This is a genomic window from Sphingomonas sp. Leaf34 (assembly GCF_001421805.1).
Classification (GTDB): domain Bacteria; phylum Pseudomonadota; class Alphaproteobacteria; order Sphingomonadales; family Sphingomonadaceae; genus Sphingomonas.
The window spans coordinates 603,276-619,471 of sequence record NZ_LMLC01000005.1 but is presented as its reverse complement, the minus strand read 5'-3'; the positions used below and the strand labels follow the sequence as shown (position 1 = coordinate 619,471).

Here is a 16,196-nt window from a genome sequence, read left to right as displayed (position 1 = left end):
CTCATAATGACCTACGTCGTCACCGACGCCTGCATCCGCTGCAAGTATATGGACTGCGTGGAAGTGTGCCCGGTCGATTGCTTCTACGAGGGCGAGAACATGCTGGTGATCAATCCCAGCGAGTGCATCGATTGCGGCGTGTGCGAGCCCGAATGCCCCGCCGAAGCGATCCTGCCCGACACCGAGAGCGGACTCGAGCAATGGCTCGAGCTCAACACGACCTTCTCGGCGCAATGGCCCAACGTCACGCGCAATGACAACCAGACGCCCCCCGACGCCGATGCGATGAAGGGCGTCGAGGGCAAGTTCGACAAGTATTTCTCGCCCGAACCCGGCGCAGGGGACTGATAAGAGGCGGCGAATCCGGAAAAGGGCAAGCCGCCTGCCACGTTCGGCTGGTAATTTTGTTGCAAAGCTGCTAGATGGGTCCGTGACGGGCGCGATGACTCACGTCGTGCGCCTGACGTTTAGACCTATCCCTCCCCCCGATGTAGCAGCGACGAGTCCTTCGTCGAGGCGTCGCGTGGAGGCCTGATCCGGAAAGGCCCCAAATGGCTGCCAAGGCACTGTCCTTCGATGTCGGTGATTTCGTCGTTTATCCAAAGCACGGGGTCGGCCGTGTGATCGAGCTCCAGCGCTCGGAAATCGCCGGCATGACACTGGAACTCTATGTCCTGCGGTTCGAGAAAGAGCGCATGACGCTCCGCGTGCCGACCAACAAGGCCGAAAGCGTCGGCATGCGCAAGCTGTCGTCGGACAAGACGATGCGCGAGGCGATGGACACGCTCAAGGGCAAGCCCAAGGTCAAGCGCACCATGTGGTCGCGCCGTGCGCAGGAATATGAGGCGAAGATCAATTCGGGCGACCTGGTGTCGATCGCCGAAGTGGTCCGCGACCTGTTCCGTGCCGACGACCAGCCTGAGCAGAGCTATTCCGAGCGCCAGATCTTCGAAGGCGCGACCAGCCGGCTCGCGCGCGAACTGGCCGCGATGGAAGAGCTCGACGAGCCCAAGGCGCAGGAGAAGATCCTCGACATCCTGCGCGCCGCGGCCGCGATCTACAACAAGGACAAGGTGCCGGTCTGACGCCCGCGCTCCTTGCCGAGACGAAAGGGCGGTCCTGCGGGGCCGCCCTTTTTCGTTATGGTCGGATCTGGAACGTGCGTCGGCCGGACGCCGCGGCTCGAAATGGCGTCCGTCTTGTCCAAGTATTTCTTCGACTATACGATATGAATTCTGCAATTCTGAACACAAGCTTGCGACACGTAGAGAAAGCGACCGCCCGTCTCGTTGCACCGCCAATCCAGTCCTAGGTGCCGAGATCGGCCAACTCTCACCGCATGGCACGAACGTCTCGACGGATATCGATTGTCATTCCGTCGACTCTCCGCTGACTGGCGCCATCCAGTCTTGGAAGGATAAGTATATGCGTTCGAATCTCCCGAAATACCCGACGGTCGCCCTCATCCTGATCGCCGGGATCGGGCTTAGCGGGTGCGCCACCAAGGGCTTCGTCCGCGAGCAGATCGCCGTGGTCAACACGCGGATCGACGGCCTCGACGGTCAGCTGCGGACCGTCGAAGGCACGTCGGGCCAGGCGCTGGCCCAGGCGCAGGCGGCCGCCGGTCAGTCGCAGCAGAACGGCCAGCGGATCGACCAGATCAACAGCCGCGTCGATGGCCTCGACCAGCAGATGCAGATGCAGGCCAAGCAGCGCCAGCGCAAGCCGCGCGGCTAAGCCATCATCGCCAGTGCCTGCATCGACGGACGGGCCCGGCCGGACATCCGCATCGTGATGTCCGCCGGTTTGTCCCGTCGCGCGTGTCGTACAGGCTTCGGCCTGGCGATCGCGCTCGCCCTCGTCGCGCCGCAAGCGGTGTCGGCGAGGGCGGGGGCGGGGGCGGCCGCGACCAAGTCGCGCAAAGCCAAGCCGAGCGCGCAGGCCAAGCGCGCGCGCGCGAAGGCCGCCAAGGTCGTGGCGCCGCCGCTGGTGTTGCCGCCGCAATCGGAGCCGGCGAGCCGCATGATCGCCTGGATCGCGGCCGAGCATGACAATGGCGGTCTGCCCTATGCCGTGATCGACAAGCAGGCGGCGTCGTTGCTGCTCTTCAGTGGCAAGGGCGACTTCATGGGCGTGACGCCCGTCCTGCTGGGCGTCGGCATCGGCGACGACTCCTCGCCGGGCATCGGCGCCAAGGATCTTGCTGATATCGGTCCGGCCGAGCGGACCACGCCCGCGGGGCGGTTCGTCGCGAAGTTCGGGCGCGCCTTTGGTCGCCAGCGCGTGATCTGGGTCGATTATGCGAATTCGGTGGCGCTGCATGCGGTGATCACCACGCACAAGAGCGAGCACCGCGTCGACCGGCTGGTGTCGCCGTCGCCCGACGACAACCGCATCAGTTTCGGCTGCATCAACGTCGGCACCAAATTCTATACCCGTACGCTGACGCCGGCGTTCCAGAAGAAGGGCGGGGTCGTCTACATCCTGCCCGACACGAAATCGCTCGACGACGTGTTCCCACGCGTGCGCCTGCTGCCCTATGTCAGTGCCGCCGTCGCGCGTTGAAGTGCGGTCCGGCGCGAAGGGAAAACGATGATCCTGCTGATGCTTGCCGTACTTGCCGCGACCGATCGTGCGCCTGCTCGCAAGACCGATGGGGCGCCCGATCGAGCGGTGGTGGTGAGTTCGCTCACGACCCAACAGCTTCTCGAATTCTGCCAGGGCAAGGATAGCGACCCGAGCGCGAACTTCTGCACCGGATACATCCTTGGCGAGTTCGACGCGCTGTCGCTGGCGGGCGACATCTGTCCGCTGCCGGCCAGCGTCTCGAACATCAAGGTCGCGGCCACGGTGCGCGGCTATCTACGTGCACGCGCCAAGAAGACGGGCACCGGTGCGCCGTCCTTCGTCGTGCGCGATGCGCTGCGCGACGCCTATCCGTGCAAGCGCAAATAGCGCGACGATCGGTCCCGGCATCGTGCCCCCGACCGGGGCGCATCGTCACCATTCCCTAAAAAGCATCGCGCGCAAATCCGCTTGGCACCGCTTCCGATCAGGTGTATTGTTTTGACAACACACAGGAGGCTGCGATGAACTTTCTTGCGCTCGGGCTGATCATCCCTCTTGCAGCCTGCTCGTTCGGCTGGGACGGCGACGCGGAGGGATCGGGTGTCGCTGCCTCGGGGTCGGGCACGACGCGCACCTTCCAGATCGTCGATTTCCACCAGATCGACCTGCGCGGCGCGGACGATGTCGACGTCCGCCTCGGCACGGGCTTCTCGGTCCGCGCGGAGGGGCCGACCGAGCAGCTCGACCGGCTGCGTATCGCGCGTGACGGCGCGACGCTCGATATCGGCCGCAAGAACGGGACGGGCTTCGGCTGGAGCAAAAGCGCGAAGGTCAAGGTGTACGTCACGCTGCCGCGGCTGAGCGCGGCGACCGTCTCCGGCTCGGGCAACATGGCGATCGACCGGGTCGAGGGCGGCGCGTTCGCAGGCGGGATCGCGGGCTCGGGCAATCTGACGATCGCCGCGGTGCAGGTCGACGCGGCGAACTTCTCGATCGCGGGCTCGGGGACCGCGCGCGCCAGCGGCGTCGCGCGCAACCTGAACGTCGAGATTGCGGGCTCGGGCGATGTCGACGGCGCGCGGCTGCAAGCGAGATCCGCCAAGGTCGAGATCGCAGGCTCGGGCAGCGTCCGCGCGGTCGTCGACGGCCCCGCCAAGGTCGACATGATGGGGTCGGGCGACGTCGACCTCGGCCCACGCTCGCGCTGCACGATATCGAAGATGGGCTCGGGCAACGTGCGCTGCGGCCGCTGACTTGCGCGATGCGGCGGGAGCGGCGACGGTGCGGGCATGAGATATCTGCTTGCATCGTCGCTGCTCCTGTCGTCGCCGGCGTTCGCACAGCCCTCCACCGCCAGCCGGACCGAGTCGGTCGGCAGCTTCGATCGGGTGCGCGTAGAGGGGCCGTTCGAGGTTCGCGTCACAATCGGCTCCCCGCGTGCGACGATCACCGGCGATCCCCGTGCGACTCAGGGGGTGGCGGTGCGGGTCGACGGTACGACGCTGTCGGTGCGCAAGGGCACCGGCGGCTGGGGTGAACAGGGGCGGGGCCAAGAGGGGCGGGGGGCAGGACCGATCGTGATCATGCTATCGACGCCCGGGCTGTCCTCGGCCAGCGTGGCGGCCGGTGGACGGCTGACGATCGCCAGGATGCGCGGCATGCGGGTCGATGTCACGGTTAGCGGCAATGGCAGCCTGTCGGTTGCTGCTGCCGATACCGACCAGTTGAACGCGACGCTGATCGGCACGGGGCAGATGACGCTCGCGGGCCGCGCGGCGCGGGCGCGACTGGTGACGAGCGGGCCGGGCGCGATCGACGCATCGGGGCTGGCGGTCAACGACCTGACCGTCCATCTCGACGGGGTCGGCGAGACGAAGGCGGCGGCGCGCTACACCGCGCAGGTGACGAACAGCGGGCTGGGGACGGTGACGGTCACCGGTGCTGCGAAATGCCGGGTGGATGCCGCGGCGGGCGGCCCGGTCGTGTGCGGGAAAGCGGGCGCGCCTTCCTGAGGCCAGGCGATAGGTGGGCCGCTCAGATCAGCGCGAGTTCGGCCAGTTTCGTCATCAGCGCGGGTGGCATCACGTCGAGCCCAGTCGCATCGCCGCCCAGATCGAGCGGGGCGTCGGCGTCTTCGAGATAGCGCCAGCCCTGATGTGCGCGCTTGGGTCGCGCCTGCACCAGCACGAGCTTGGGATCGATATGGATCGCGACGCGGCCACCCTCGGCCTCGCCGAAGCCGAGGATCGGCGAGCGTGCGATCAACTGGTGCTTCAGGATCCAGAACATCGATCCCTGTCCGGCGACCTCCTCGTGCCGCTTGGGCAGGTAGCGGGTCGTCAGGAACACGGGCCCCTCCTCGCCACGCAGGCGAAGCCGCTCGGCGAGATGGTCGACGCTGTCCGCGCCGAACGCGACCTTCGTGAGGTGGAGGGGGGTAAGGTGAAGCGGCATGTCGCTGAAAATGGGCCCTAAACCGCCTCAATCAACCGTGCAGGCCCCAAAGACTGGCGAGGCCGAGGAACGAGAAGAACCCCATTGTGTCGGTCATCGTCGTCACGAACACTGCCGACGACACCGCGGGATCGATCCGGAACTTGTCGAGCGTCACCGGCACCAGCACGCCGCTGAGCCCCGCGACGATATTGTTGGTCAGCATCGCCGCGGCGATCACGATCGACAGATTCTCGTTATGGAAGATCACATAGGTCCCGCAGCCGATCAACGCCCCCAGCATCACGCCGTTCGCAGCCGCGATGCGGAATTCGCGGCCGATCATCCGCCGCGTATTGGAGCTCGTCAGCTGGTTGGTCGCGAGCGCACGCACCACCACCGCGAGCGTCTGCGTCCCCGCATTGCCGCCCATGCCCGAGACGATCGGCATCAGTACCGCGAGCAGCGCGAAGCTCGCGATCGTTCCCTGGAACAGCCCGACGACCGACGACGCGACCATCGCGGTGCCCAGATTGACCACCAGCCAGGTGAAGCGCGTGCGCACGGTCAACCGGATCGGCTCGTTGATGTCGCCGTCGCCGGCCCCTGCCAGACGCAGCGTATCCTCGCCCGCCTCTTCGGAGATGATGTGGACGATGTCGTCGACCGTGATCATGCCGACCAGCCGGCCGCCGTGATCGACCACCGCGGCGGAGATCAGCGCGTATTTCTGGAAGCGCAGCGCGACCTCTTCCTGGTCCATGTCGACCGGGATCAGCGTCTGTTCGCGCTTCATCACGTCGGCGATCGCGATCCCGCGCGGCGTGCGCAGCATCCACGACAGCTGGCATGTGCCGATCGGCTTGTGCGCGGGGTCGACGACGAAGATTTCCCAGAAATCGGTCGTCAGCTCCTCATGGCCGCGCAGATAATCGATCGCGTCGCCGACCGTCCAATGCTCAGGGACAGCGATCAGCTCGCGCTGCATCAGGCGACCGGCGGACTCCTCGGCGTAGCTCAGCGCCTCCTCGATCGCCGCGCGATCGTCGGGATCGAGCGCGCGCAACACGGCGCGCTGCTCGTCCTCGTCCATGTCCTCGATGATCGCGACTGCGTCGTCGGTATCGAGCTCGGACGCGAGATCGGCGACCTGGTGCGGCTCGAGCGCGTCGATCAGATCCTCGCGGACATAATCGTTCATCTCGGCGAACACGTCGCCGCCGAGCAGGTCGGTGACCGCGCGCGCGAGCGCGGCGCGATCCTCCTGCGGGGTCAGCTCGAACAGATCGGCGATGTCGGCGGGGTGGAGCGGCTCGACGAGCGCGCGCGCGGCCTCGTCGTCGCCCTCCTCGACCGCGTCGAGCACCGCGCGGACGAATTCGGGCCGCAGATGATCGTCGCGATCGAGCTGCGTTTCGGGTTGGGTGTCGGTTTCGACCTCGGGAAGCTCGAGTTCGCTCATGGCTGCCTCCCTTAAAAGATTTGCGCTTGGGCCCTAACGCGACGCGCGTGCATTTGCCAGTCGGAGTGCGGCTCCCTATCTGCGCCTCATCAATTCAGGAGAACATGAATGGCTGATACCCCCGAAACGCTTACGCTGACCCTCGACGGCGGCGACGTCACGATCAAGTTCCGCCCCGATCTCGCGCCAAAGCATGTCGAGCGGATCGCCGAACTCGCGAACGAAGGCTTTTACGACGGCGTGCCCTTCCACCGCGTGATCCCGGGCTTCATGGCGCAGGGCGGTGACGGTGGTCGCGGCGACGGCACCGGCGGGTCGACCAAGCCCAACCTCAAGGCGGAATTCTCGGCCGAGCCGCATGTCCGCGGCGTGTGCTCGATGGCGCGCACCAACCAGCCCGACACGGCGAACTCGCAGTTCTTCATCGTGTTCGACGACGCGCGCTTCCTCGACAAGCAGTACACCGTGTGGGGCGAAGTCACCGACGGCATGGACCTGATCGACGCGCTGCCCAAGGGCGAGCCGCCGCGTACGCCGGGCAAGATCGTCAAGGCCCGCGCAGCCTAAAGGCTGCACCGGCGCAGCCGAGGCTGCGCCGGAGACAGCCGAAGCCGGCCGGCGGAGTGCAACTGCGTCCGACGGCGCGGCTTTGCCGCGGCGCGCTTCGAACATGAAGCGCCCCGCAGTTGCTACCCTGATCCTCTCTCAAACATACACCCGGTATCCCGGCGAAAGCCACGCCGGGCTAAACTTCCGCCAGGGTCCGGATCAGCCAGTCGTGGAACAGCTTGACGGGCTTGGTCTGCAGCGCGCGAGGGCGGCACACGAACCAGTAGCTGTACGGACTCTCCACCGCGATATCGAACAGCCGCACCAGCCGCGGATCGTTGGCGTCGGCGAAATGGCTCGCATGCATGAACGCGACGCCCAGGCCCTGCGCCGCCGCCTCGAGCATCAGCGCGCCCGAATCGAAATGGTCGATCGCCAGCGGCTCGATCTCGTCGAGTCCCGCCGCCGTTCGCCATGCGGTGAACGTATCGGTCATGTCGCGGTGCACCAGCGCGGTCAGCGTCGCGAGCTGTTCGGGCCGCGTGACCGGGTCCGCCCGCTCGAGCAGGCTGCGCGCGCCGATCACATAGACCGAATTGCGATCGAGCCGCCGCGCGTAGAGCGACGGATCGATCTCGCGCGACAAGGCGATCACCGCGTCGAGCCCGTCGCCGAGTCGCGACACAAGGTGCGCGGCGGTATCGATGTCGAGATGGAGCTCGGGATGCGTCGTGCGCAATTCCCCCAGTCGCGGGAAAAGCTTTTGCGACGCATAGAGCGGCAGGATCCCTAGCCGCAGCCGCAGCACCTCGGTCGTGCTGGTCAGCGATTCGACCGCATCCGACAGGGAATCTAGCACCGGCGCGATCTGCGCGAGCAACCGCTCGCCATCCGCATTGAGCACCATCGCCTGATGCCGGCGCGCGAACAAAGGCTTGGCGATGAAGCGCTCGAGGCTCTGCACACGCCGGCTGAGCGCGGGGGCCGACAGTGCCAGATCCTCGGCTGCGGCCTTGATCGAGCCCAGTCGCGCGACCTGCACGAACGCCTCGATAGCCCCCAATGGCGGCAGCCTGCGCATGATTCCTCTTTCGACTCGACGAGTGTGACAACGACCGCTGGACGCATTCAGCCATACGATTGCAGTTCGCGCAATCGTAGCTGATCCCTTCGCACTTGCAACATCAACCGTCCCGACGCAAAAAGACCTCGCCTTTCAGGCATCCTCTCCTAAAAACTTTCATGGGCTGGCCTTTATTGGCCGGCCCTTTTTTTGTGTTTTCAAGTCCTCGAACCATCGGAACCGGCGCCCTATCTCGGGCGCTACGAGTTCGAAGGAATTGAGATGCCCGACAGCGAAATCCCCACGCGGAAAATCCAGGTTGCCAATGCGCGGCCCGAGGATAGCGGTCGTGGCTTAGCGCATCTGCCGCGCGCGCTCATGGCGACGCTCGCGATCGGCGAGGGCGACGTGATCGAAATCCTCGGCAAGCAGAATACGCCCGCGCGCGCCGTCGGGCCGTATCCCGAGGATGAAGGCCTCGACATCCTGCGTATCGACGGGCTCCAGCGTGCGAACGCGGGTGTCGGTTCGGGCGATTTCGTCGAGGTGCGCAAGGCCGAGTCGAAGCCTGCGACGCGCGTCGTCTTCGCGCCCGCCCAGCAGAACCTCCGCCTCCAGGGTTCGACCAACGCGCTCAAGCGCACGTTCCTTGGCCGGCCGATCTGCCAGGGTGACATCGTCGCGACCGCGGGGCATCAGCGCGTCGGCAACATGCCGCCGGGCGTCCAGCAGTTCATGAACGCGCCGGCCTACGCGTTGCAGGAAATCCGCCTCGCGGTGATCGCCGCCAGCCCCAAGGGCGTGGTGCATATCGACGAGAATACCGAGATCGAACTGCGCTCCGAATATGAGGAGCCGCAGGCTGCGCGGCGCGCCGACGTCACGTACGATGACATTGGCGGCATGGCGCAGACGATCGACCAGCTGCGCGAGATGGTCGAACTGCCGCTGCGCTATCCCGAACTGTTCCAGCGGCTGGGCGTCGATCCACCCAAGGGCGTGTTGCTGCATGGCCCTCCCGGCACCGGCAAGACGCGGCTCGCGCGCGCCGTCGCGAACGAATCGGATGCGCAATTCTTCCTGATCAACGGTCCCGAGATCATGGGCTCGGCCTATGGCGAGTCCGAATCACGCCTCCGCGAGGTGTTCGAGGAAGCCGCGAAGTCCGCGCCGTCGATCGTGTTCATCGACGAGATCGATTCGATCGCGCCCAAGCGTGGTCAGGTGTCGGGCGAGGCCGAAAAGCGTCTTGTCGCACAGCTGCTGACGTTGATGGACGGCATCGAATCGCGTGCGAACCTCGTCGTGATCGCCGCCACCAACCGTCCCGAGGCGATCGACGAAGCCCTTCGCCGTCCCGGCCGGTTCGACCGCGAGATCGTCGTCGGTGTCCCGGACGAGCGTGGCCGCCGCGAAATCCTCGGCATCCACGCGCGCGGCATGCCGCTCGGTGACCGCGTCGATCTCGATGAGCTTGCGCGTACGACCTACGGTTTCGTCGGCGCCGATCTCGCCGCGCTCGCACGTGAAGCGGCGATCGAGGCGGTCCGCCGGATCATGCCCAAGCTCAATCTCGAGGAGCGGACGATTCCGCCCGAAGTGCTCGACGAACTGTCGGTCACGCGCGAGGATTTCCTCGGTGCGCTCAAACGCGTCCAGCCATCGGCGATGCGCGAAGTCATGGTGCAGGCGCCGACGGTGCGCTGGGCCGATGTCGGCGGGCTCGACGATGCGCAGATGCGGCTGAAGGAAGGCGTCGAACTGCCGCTCAAGAACCCCGACGCGTTCCGCCGTCTGGGGATCCGGCCCGCCAAGGGCTTCCTGCTCTACGGTCCGCCCGGCACCGGCAAGACGCTGCTGGCCAAGGCGGTTGCGCGCGAGGCGGAGGCGAACTTCATCGCCACCAAATCGTCCGACCTGCTGAGCAAATGGTATGGCGAGAGCGAGCAGCAGATCACGCGGCTGTTCCAGCGCGCGCGTCAGGTTGCGCCATGCGTGATCTTCATCGACGAGCTCGATTCGCTGGTGCCCGCGCGGGGCAGCGGTACGGGCGAGCCGCAGGTGACCGAACGCGTCGTCAACACGATCCTGGCGGAGATGGACGGGCTGGAGGAGCTGCAATCGGTCGTCGTGATCGGTGCGACCAATCGGCCGAACCTGATCGACCCGGCGTTGCTGCGGCCGGGGCGGTTCGACGAGCTCGTCTATGTCGGAGTCCCCGACAAGGCTGGCCGCCGTCGCATCCTGGGCATCCAGACCGAGAAGATGCCGCTCGCAAGCGACGTCGATCTCGACCGTCTCGCGGAGCGGACCGACCGCTTCAGCGGCGCGGATCTGGAGGATGTCGTCCGCCGTGCCGGTCTGGTCGCGTTGCGGCGGTCGATCGACTCGACTGACGTTACCATGGCTGACTTCGACGGCGCGCTGAAGGAATCGCGCGCGAGCGTCACCCCGGAGACCGAGCGCGAGTACGAGCAGATGGCCGCGCGGCTGAAGCAGGACGCGACCGCGATCCAGCCGCTCGGCTTCGCGTTTCCGGTACGAAAGGACGATTGAGCGGTCTCGCCTTCCCCGCCGGCGCAAGGCTGGGGGGGGGCGGGGGCCGTCCACCGGGCGGCTGCGATATGATCGCGATCGAGGCCGACGACGCGCGCCTGTTCAGGGGCCGACCGGTCCGGCGACCAGCAGCGTCATCGGCGCCGACGCGTGACGGCACGCCTGGACGGCCACCCGGGTTGAAGCCGTTCAAGCCGGCGCAGGCGGGTCTGCCAGCCGACCGTCGACCGCGCGGGCGGTTCGTTCCATGCGACCGAGGCGGGTATTGGCGCTGTGATAATTCCGCTACTGGTATCGCTGATTCCGATCCATAGCGGCGCGCTGGGTCTGGTACTAAGAATCATGACCGTTATGGGGTAACCAACCACATGCGGTGGGAAGTTTTCCCGCGGTTCATGTGGCGCGGTGCAGTGGGTGGTTGGCGGATCACGGCCAGCCATCATCAGCGCCGTCACGAACAATACGGGTGCAACTATGGCCTCTATTTCCGCTTCTGGGATCGGCTCTGCGGCACCGATAACAGGCCGGGCGACGTCACCAAGACGCACGCTTCCGCTCGTCGCGGCGGGCGCGTTGGCGTGGCTGACGCTGGCGGCGGCAGCCCCCGTCACGCGGCTTGACGTCGCGGTCGACAATCTGCGCTCGGCAAAGGGCCTGATCCGGATCTGCCTGACCGCGGACCCGGACAATTTTCCCGCCTGCGTCGACGACGGCAATGCGCTCACGCGGTCGATTCCGGCGAGCCTTCACACCACGAGCTTCCCTGGTCTGCCTCAGCGCGGGTATGCGCTCGCGATCATCCATGACGAGAACAGCAACGCCAAGCTCGATACGATCGCCGGCATCCCGCGCGAGGGCTATGGCTTTTCGCGCAACGCCGCGGTCCGGTTCGGCCCGCCCCGTTTTTCGGCCGCCCGGTTCATGCTTGCCGGTGATGCCGAAATGCAACAGGTGAAAATGCGTTATATCTTCTGACCGATCGTAACGGACCGAAAATGAACGCGCTGCGTTTTGCGCTGGAACCTTTTTGTCCGGAGCATCTCCTTGCGCGCATTCACTCTCTTCACGTCTGCCGCAATCGCGGTGCTCCCGATCGCCACCCCCGCTGTCGCCCAGACCGATCCGAACCCGTCGCCGCCGATCACCAATCCTGCCGACAACAACCGCGTCACGGTCGCGCTTGGCGTCGTGTCGATGCCCGATTACGAAGGTGCGGACAGCAATTCCTTCATACCCGCGGGTGCGGTCATCGGCACGGTGCGCGGGCATGACTTCTTCCTGCGCGGCACGCAGCTATACTTCAACCTGATCCCGAACACGGGCGAGGTCGGCATCAATTACGAAGTCGGCGTTATCGGTGGTGTCCGCCGGGATCGCACCGGCGATATCGACAACCGCCAGGTCCGCGCGCTCGGCAAGATCGATACCGCCTATGAGCTCGGCGGCTATGTCGGCATCGGCAAGACCGGCGTCATCACCAGCGATTACGATACCCTCACCGCGCGTGTCGCCTATGTCCACGACGTGTCGGGTACCTATGACAGCTACGTCATTACCCCGCAGGTCAACTACACGACCCCGCTCTCGGTCCGGACGCTCGTCGCGATCGGGCTGTCGGCGGACTATGCCGGCAAGGGCTTTGGCCGGACCTATGCCGCGGTGACGCCGATCGGTTCGCTCGCGAGCGGCCTGCGCACCTACGACGTCAACGACAGCGGCTTCCGTCGCGCCAACGCCTCGTTCTTCGTCGTGCAGAGCCTATCGGGTGATCTCCGCCATGGCTTCGGGGTCGGCGCGGGCGTGCTCTACGGACGCATGCTCGGCAAGTACAAGAACAGCCCGATCGTCGCCGACGTCGGCTCTGCCGACCAGTGGCTGGGCGCGCTGGGGCTGACCTACACCTTCTGATCTACGGCACACGCGCAGTCCGAACCGCGGCACGAGCGCAGGCGCCTATACCATCGATGCTCCCCGCCGGAGGGGACGCTGGGCAGACGGAGGGGCGCAGGGCGCAGCCTGCGTCTGCCCTTTTTGCGTCGCGCGGCGCACGACCATTGCCGGCGGGGCGGGGCGGGGCGCTCGCTGCAACGACCGCGGCGTTGCGGTACGGCGCTGGCAACCGGGTTTGTACCGCCAGCACCGCGTTCAGCGGCCGCCGGCGACACGCGCTGGTGCCGCGCCGATGCCCCGGCGCGCGCCGCAGGATCGCGCCGCCCAGGTCCCTGAAATTTATTTCACCCGACCCGCGTTAATGCTGCGTCCATTTCGCGATTGCAGCCGTTCCTCGCCGTGGACGGCATTTTTTATGTCCGCAACAGAGCGCGTTACGAGTTCGGCCTTGGCGACAGGGTATTACTCTCATCGGTCCCGATTGTTCGATTGTTTCAATAACTCCGACGTCTGCAACAACAAGGGGGAGGACCCTGATATGACCGAGAGCGTGCACCTGATCGAAGCCCTCGATGCTCGCGTGGAGCGACGCAGCGAGCGGCGTGAGTTCTTCAAAAATGCGCTCGGCGCGGCGGCGATCACCGCAGCCGGTGCCACCGCCTTGTCGATGTCGAGCGCCGCGGCGGCGCAGTCGATCACCGACGCGGACGTGCTGAACTTCGCGCTCAACCTCGAATATCTCGAGGCGCAATTCTATTCCTACGCCGCCTACGGCACCGGGCTCGACAACAGCCTGCTATCGGGCTCGGGCACGCAAGGCGCCGTGCGCGGCGGTCGCCAGGTCAACTTCACCGATCCGATCGTCCAGCAATATGCGCGCGAAATCGCGCAGGACGAGATTGCCCACGTCAAGTTCCTCCGCGCCGCGCTCGGCACCGCCGCCGTCTCGCAGCCGGCGATCGACGTCAGCGTCTCCGCCACCAGTGCCTTTTCGACCGCGGCGCAAGCTGCCGGCCTCGTGCCGGCCGGGACGGCGTTCGATCCCTATGCCTCGGACGAGGCGTTCCTGCTTGGTGCCTTCATCTTCGAAGACGTCGGTGTGACCGCCTACAAGGGCGCCGCACCGCTGCTCACCAGCAAGGCATATCTCGAGGCGGCGGCCGGGCTGCTCGCGGTCGAGGCGTATCACGCCGCGATCGTGCGCACGACGCTGTATGGCAAGGGCATCGCGACGCCGTCGCTGCGCACCTCGGCCGATGCGATCTCGCGGGCGCGCGACAGCCTCGATGGTGGCGGCGCCAACACCACCATCTTCGGTTCGAACGATATCGACCAGGGCATCTCGTCGTACAGCGCGACGCCGATCAACCTCGCCACCACGCAGGCCGCGGTGACCGTGTCGAACATCGTTCCGCTCGACAGCAACGGCGTTGCCTACAGCCGCTCGGCGAGCCAGGTGCTCAACATCGTCTATCTCAACAGCGGTGCGGCATCGGCCGGCGGTTTCTACCCGTCGGGCATGAACGGCACCATCAAGACGAGCACTGCGGCAGTCTGATCGCATCAGCCTCGCCCAACGCTCTTCTTCGCTATTCAGGGGATTTGACCCAATGACCGATCTCAATACCAAGCTCGAGATATTCGACGCGATCGCCACCCGCCGCAACGAGCGCCGCGGCTTCCTCCGCTTCGCCGGTGGCTCCGCGCTTGCCATCGGTGGCGCCAGCCTGCTCGCAGCATGCGGCAACGACGATGCTGATCTCGCACCCGCGCCCACGCCGACCCCGACCCCGACCGCTGCGATCAACGATGCGGATATCCTGAATTTCGCGCTCAACCTCGAATATCTCGAAGCGCAATTCTATGCGTTCGCGGCGTTCGGCGTCGGCCTGAACGCCAGCCTGCTCACCGGCACCGGTACGCAGGGTGCCGTTACCGGCGGCGCACAGGTCCCGTTCCAGGATGCCGTCGTTCGTGAATATGCCCGCGAGATCGCGATCGACGAGGTCGCGCATGTCGCGTTCCTGCGTACCGCGCTCGGCACCGCCGCCGTCGCCCAGCCCGCGATTGATATCTCGGTCGGCACGGTTGCCGCTCCGGGTGCGTTCACGGCCGCCGCACGCGCAGCCGGCGTCGTCTCTGCATCGCAGGTGTTCAACCCCTATGCCGACGACAACAGCTTCCTGCTCGGCGCATACATCTTCGAGGACGTCGGCGTCTCCGCCTATAAGGGCGCAGCGGCGCTGATCGCCAACAAGACCTATCTCGAGGCCGCCGCCGGCATCCTCGCGGCAGAGGCCTATCACGCCGGCCTGATCCGCACGATCCTGTACCGCAAGGGCCTGGATACACCGTCGCTGCGCACGATTGCGGGCCAGATCAGCGACGCACGCGACAGCCTGGATGGCACCGTCACCAACAGCGCGACCGGCGTGATCGGCGACATCGACCAGGGCATCACCGGGTCGGATCCGACGATCTCGAACATCGTGCCGACCGACGCCAACGGCCTGGCCTATAGCCGGTCGATCGCGCAGGTGCACAACATCGCCTATCTGACCAGCACCGCACGGATCGGCGGGGGTTTCTTCCCCAACGGCACCAACAATCGCACTGATGCACTTCGGACCAGCGGCGCCAACGCGTGATCGCCGTTACGGACTGAAACAGAAACCTCGGATCGCGGCGCATTCAGGAGCGCCGCGATCCTTGTTTTGGGGAATGACCATGAAACACTTCACGACGCTTACCATGCTCGCCGGTCTCGCCACCGCGGGCATTTTTGCCGTTCCCGCCGCCGCGCAGGACATGACGAACGACCGTGACAGCAAGCCGTTCTCGGGCCTCTATATCGGCGCGGCCGGCGGTTACGACGTCCAGCCGAACGATGTCGGCTCGTCGATCCTGTTCGATCGCAACGGCGACGGCAACTTCAACGACAGCGTCAACACCATAACCGGCGCTAACGCCTTCTCGCCGGGCTTCTGCAACGGCTCCGCCCGCACTGCGGTTGTCGATTTTGGCTGCCGCAACGACGATGACGGCTGGTCCTATTATGGCCGCGCCGGCTTCGACGTGCAGAGCGGCCCGTTCGTGGTCGGCCTGGTCGGCGAATTTGGCAAGTCCGACATCACCGACAGCGTCGCCGGTTTCTCGACCACGCCCGCCAGCTACACGATGGCGCGCAAGTTGAAGTGGGAAGGGTCGGTTCGCGCCCGCGCCGGCCTCGCAGCGCGCAACACGCTGTTCTACGCCACCGGTGGCGCCGGCTATGCCAAGATCGACAATCTCTTCTTCACGACCAACACCGCCAACGCGTTTGCGGCGACCGGCTCGGACAAGCGCTGGGGTTATGTCGGCGGCGGCGGTATCGAGCAGAAGCTGACCCGGAACATCTCGATCGGGATGGAATACACCTATCACCAGTATAAGGACGATGACGCCCGCGTGCTGGTCACCGCGGGCACCACGCTCGCCGGCAGCCCGGTCCTGCTGGCGAACAACCCGTTCGTGCTGGCGCCCAACACCACCGGCACCACCTTCCGCCGCAGCGACGAGAATTTTCGCTGGCACTCGCTGCGCGGCACCGTTTCTTTCCGGTTCTGAGGTAGCGCACCTTCGATCCCCGTTCGCCCTGAGCGAAGTCGAAGGGTAAGCCCCACGTGCAAGGGTCTT

Annotated in this window: 17 protein-coding genes and 1 pseudogene; 15 read left to right on the top strand and 3 right to left on the bottom strand. The window is 65.9% G+C overall.

All coding sequences use genetic code 11. From position 1 onward, the window contains the following. Window positions 1–6: 6 nt before the first annotated feature. The 7 genes from fdxA (at window position 7) to ASF00_RS17220 (ending at window position 4,580) form a co-directional block, all read left to right on the top strand. On the top strand, window positions 7–348 hold the full coding sequence (gene fdxA, locus ASF00_RS17250; protein ID WP_031393648.1) for a ferredoxin FdxA: 342 nt from the start codon (window positions 7–9) through the stop codon (window positions 346–348). Window positions 349–551: 203 nt separating this feature from the next. Continuing rightward, a complete protein-coding gene (locus ASF00_RS17245; RefSeq protein ID WP_055882213.1) occupies window positions 552–1,085 on the top strand; it encodes a CarD family transcriptional regulator in 534 nt (177 codons plus the stop codon). A gap of 340 nt (window positions 1,086–1,425) precedes the next feature. Beyond that, a complete protein-coding gene (locus tag ASF00_RS17240) occupies window positions 1,426–1,737 on the top strand; it encodes a hypothetical protein (protein ID WP_055882210.1) in 312 nt (103 codons plus the stop codon). Between the two features lie 57 nt (window positions 1,738–1,794). Further along, complete coding sequence (locus ASF00_RS17235) at window positions 1,795–2,565, top strand: hypothetical protein (protein ID WP_055882207.1); 771 nt, start codon at window positions 1,795–1,797, stop codon at window positions 2,563–2,565. Between the two features lie 27 nt (window positions 2,566–2,592). Continuing rightward, window positions 2,593–2,955 (top strand): Rap1a/Tai family immunity protein, encoded by a 363-nt coding sequence (locus ASF00_RS17230; RefSeq protein WP_055882204.1) that lies wholly within the window; start codon window positions 2,593–2,595, stop codon window positions 2,953–2,955. Between the two features lie 134 nt (window positions 2,956–3,089). After that, window positions 3,090–3,821, top strand: coding sequence for a head GIN domain-containing protein (locus ASF00_RS17225; protein ID WP_055882202.1), 732 nt, complete (start codon window positions 3,090–3,092; stop codon window positions 3,819–3,821). A gap of 36 nt (window positions 3,822–3,857) precedes the next feature. Next, a complete protein-coding gene (locus tag ASF00_RS17220) occupies window positions 3,858–4,580 on the top strand; it encodes a GIN domain-containing protein (RefSeq protein ID WP_055882199.1) in 723 nt (240 codons plus the stop codon). A 22-nt stretch (window positions 4,581–4,602) separates the two neighbouring features. Here the strand turns inward: ASF00_RS17220 and ASF00_RS17215 are convergent, their stop codons facing one another. Together ASF00_RS17215 and mgtE are read right to left on the bottom strand one after the other, a co-directional pair. Next, complete coding sequence (locus tag ASF00_RS17215; protein WP_055882198.1) at window positions 4,603–5,022, bottom strand: DUF1489 family protein; 420 nt, start codon at window positions 5,020–5,022, stop codon at window positions 4,603–4,605. Between the two features lie 31 nt (window positions 5,023–5,053). Beyond that, the gene (gene mgtE, locus ASF00_RS17210) at window positions 5,054–6,463 is read right to left on the bottom strand and encodes a magnesium transporter (RefSeq protein WP_055882196.1); all 1,410 of its coding nucleotides are present in this window, start codon (window positions 6,461–6,463) and stop codon (window positions 5,054–5,056) included. 108 nt (window positions 6,464–6,571) lie between these two features. Here mgtE and ASF00_RS17205 point away from each other — a divergent pair, with 108 nt between their 5' ends. Next, window positions 6,572–7,030: a peptidylprolyl isomerase gene (locus ASF00_RS17205; RefSeq protein ID WP_055882191.1), complete on the top strand. Its 459-nt coding sequence runs from the start codon at window positions 6,572–6,574 to the stop codon at window positions 7,028–7,030. A gap of 178 nt (window positions 7,031–7,208) precedes the next feature. Here ASF00_RS17205 and ASF00_RS17200 read toward each other — a convergent pair whose 3' ends face one another. Further along, on the bottom strand, window positions 7,209–8,093 hold the full coding sequence (locus ASF00_RS17200) for a LysR substrate-binding domain-containing protein (RefSeq protein ID WP_055882189.1): 885 nt from the start codon (window positions 8,091–8,093) through the stop codon (window positions 7,209–7,211). Between the two features lie 264 nt (window positions 8,094–8,357). On the opposite strand from ASF00_RS17200, the gene ASF00_RS17195 reads away from it, so the two are divergent. From ASF00_RS17195 to ASF00_RS17170, 7 genes and pseudogenes are all read left to right on the top strand, one after another. Continuing rightward, window positions 8,358–10,631: a CDC48 family AAA ATPase gene (locus ASF00_RS17195; protein WP_055882497.1), complete on the top strand. Its 2,274-nt coding sequence runs from the start codon at window positions 8,358–8,360 to the stop codon at window positions 10,629–10,631. Between the two features lie 231 nt (window positions 10,632–10,862). Beyond that, window positions 10,863–11,251: pseudogene (locus ASF00_RS18170) on the top strand (sterol desaturase family protein); the annotation flags it as partial. Beyond that, window positions 11,205–11,606, top strand: coding sequence for a DUF2141 domain-containing protein (locus tag ASF00_RS17190; RefSeq protein ID WP_055882185.1), 402 nt, complete (start codon window positions 11,205–11,207; stop codon window positions 11,604–11,606). The pseudogene ASF00_RS18170 and the gene ASF00_RS17190, both read left to right, overlap by 47 nt. A 69-nt stretch (window positions 11,607–11,675) precedes the next feature. Further along, window positions 11,676–12,539, top strand: coding sequence for a MipA/OmpV family protein (locus ASF00_RS17185; RefSeq protein WP_055882183.1), 864 nt, complete (start codon window positions 11,676–11,678; stop codon window positions 12,537–12,539). Between the two features lie 520 nt (window positions 12,540–13,059). Beyond that, window positions 13,060–14,079, top strand: coding sequence for a ferritin-like domain-containing protein (locus ASF00_RS17180; RefSeq protein ID WP_055882494.1), 1,020 nt, complete (start codon window positions 13,060–13,062; stop codon window positions 14,077–14,079). Between the two features lie 52 nt (window positions 14,080–14,131). Continuing rightward, on the top strand, window positions 14,132–15,169 hold the full coding sequence (locus tag ASF00_RS17175) for a ferritin-like domain-containing protein (RefSeq protein WP_055882180.1): 1,038 nt from the start codon (window positions 14,132–14,134) through the stop codon (window positions 15,167–15,169). Window positions 15,170–15,248: 79 nt separating this feature from the next. Continuing rightward, entirely contained in the window at window positions 15,249–16,127 is an 879-nt protein-coding gene (locus tag ASF00_RS17170) for an outer membrane protein (protein ID WP_082463531.1), read from the top strand. The last annotated feature ends 69 nt before the right edge of the window (window positions 16,128–16,196 follow it).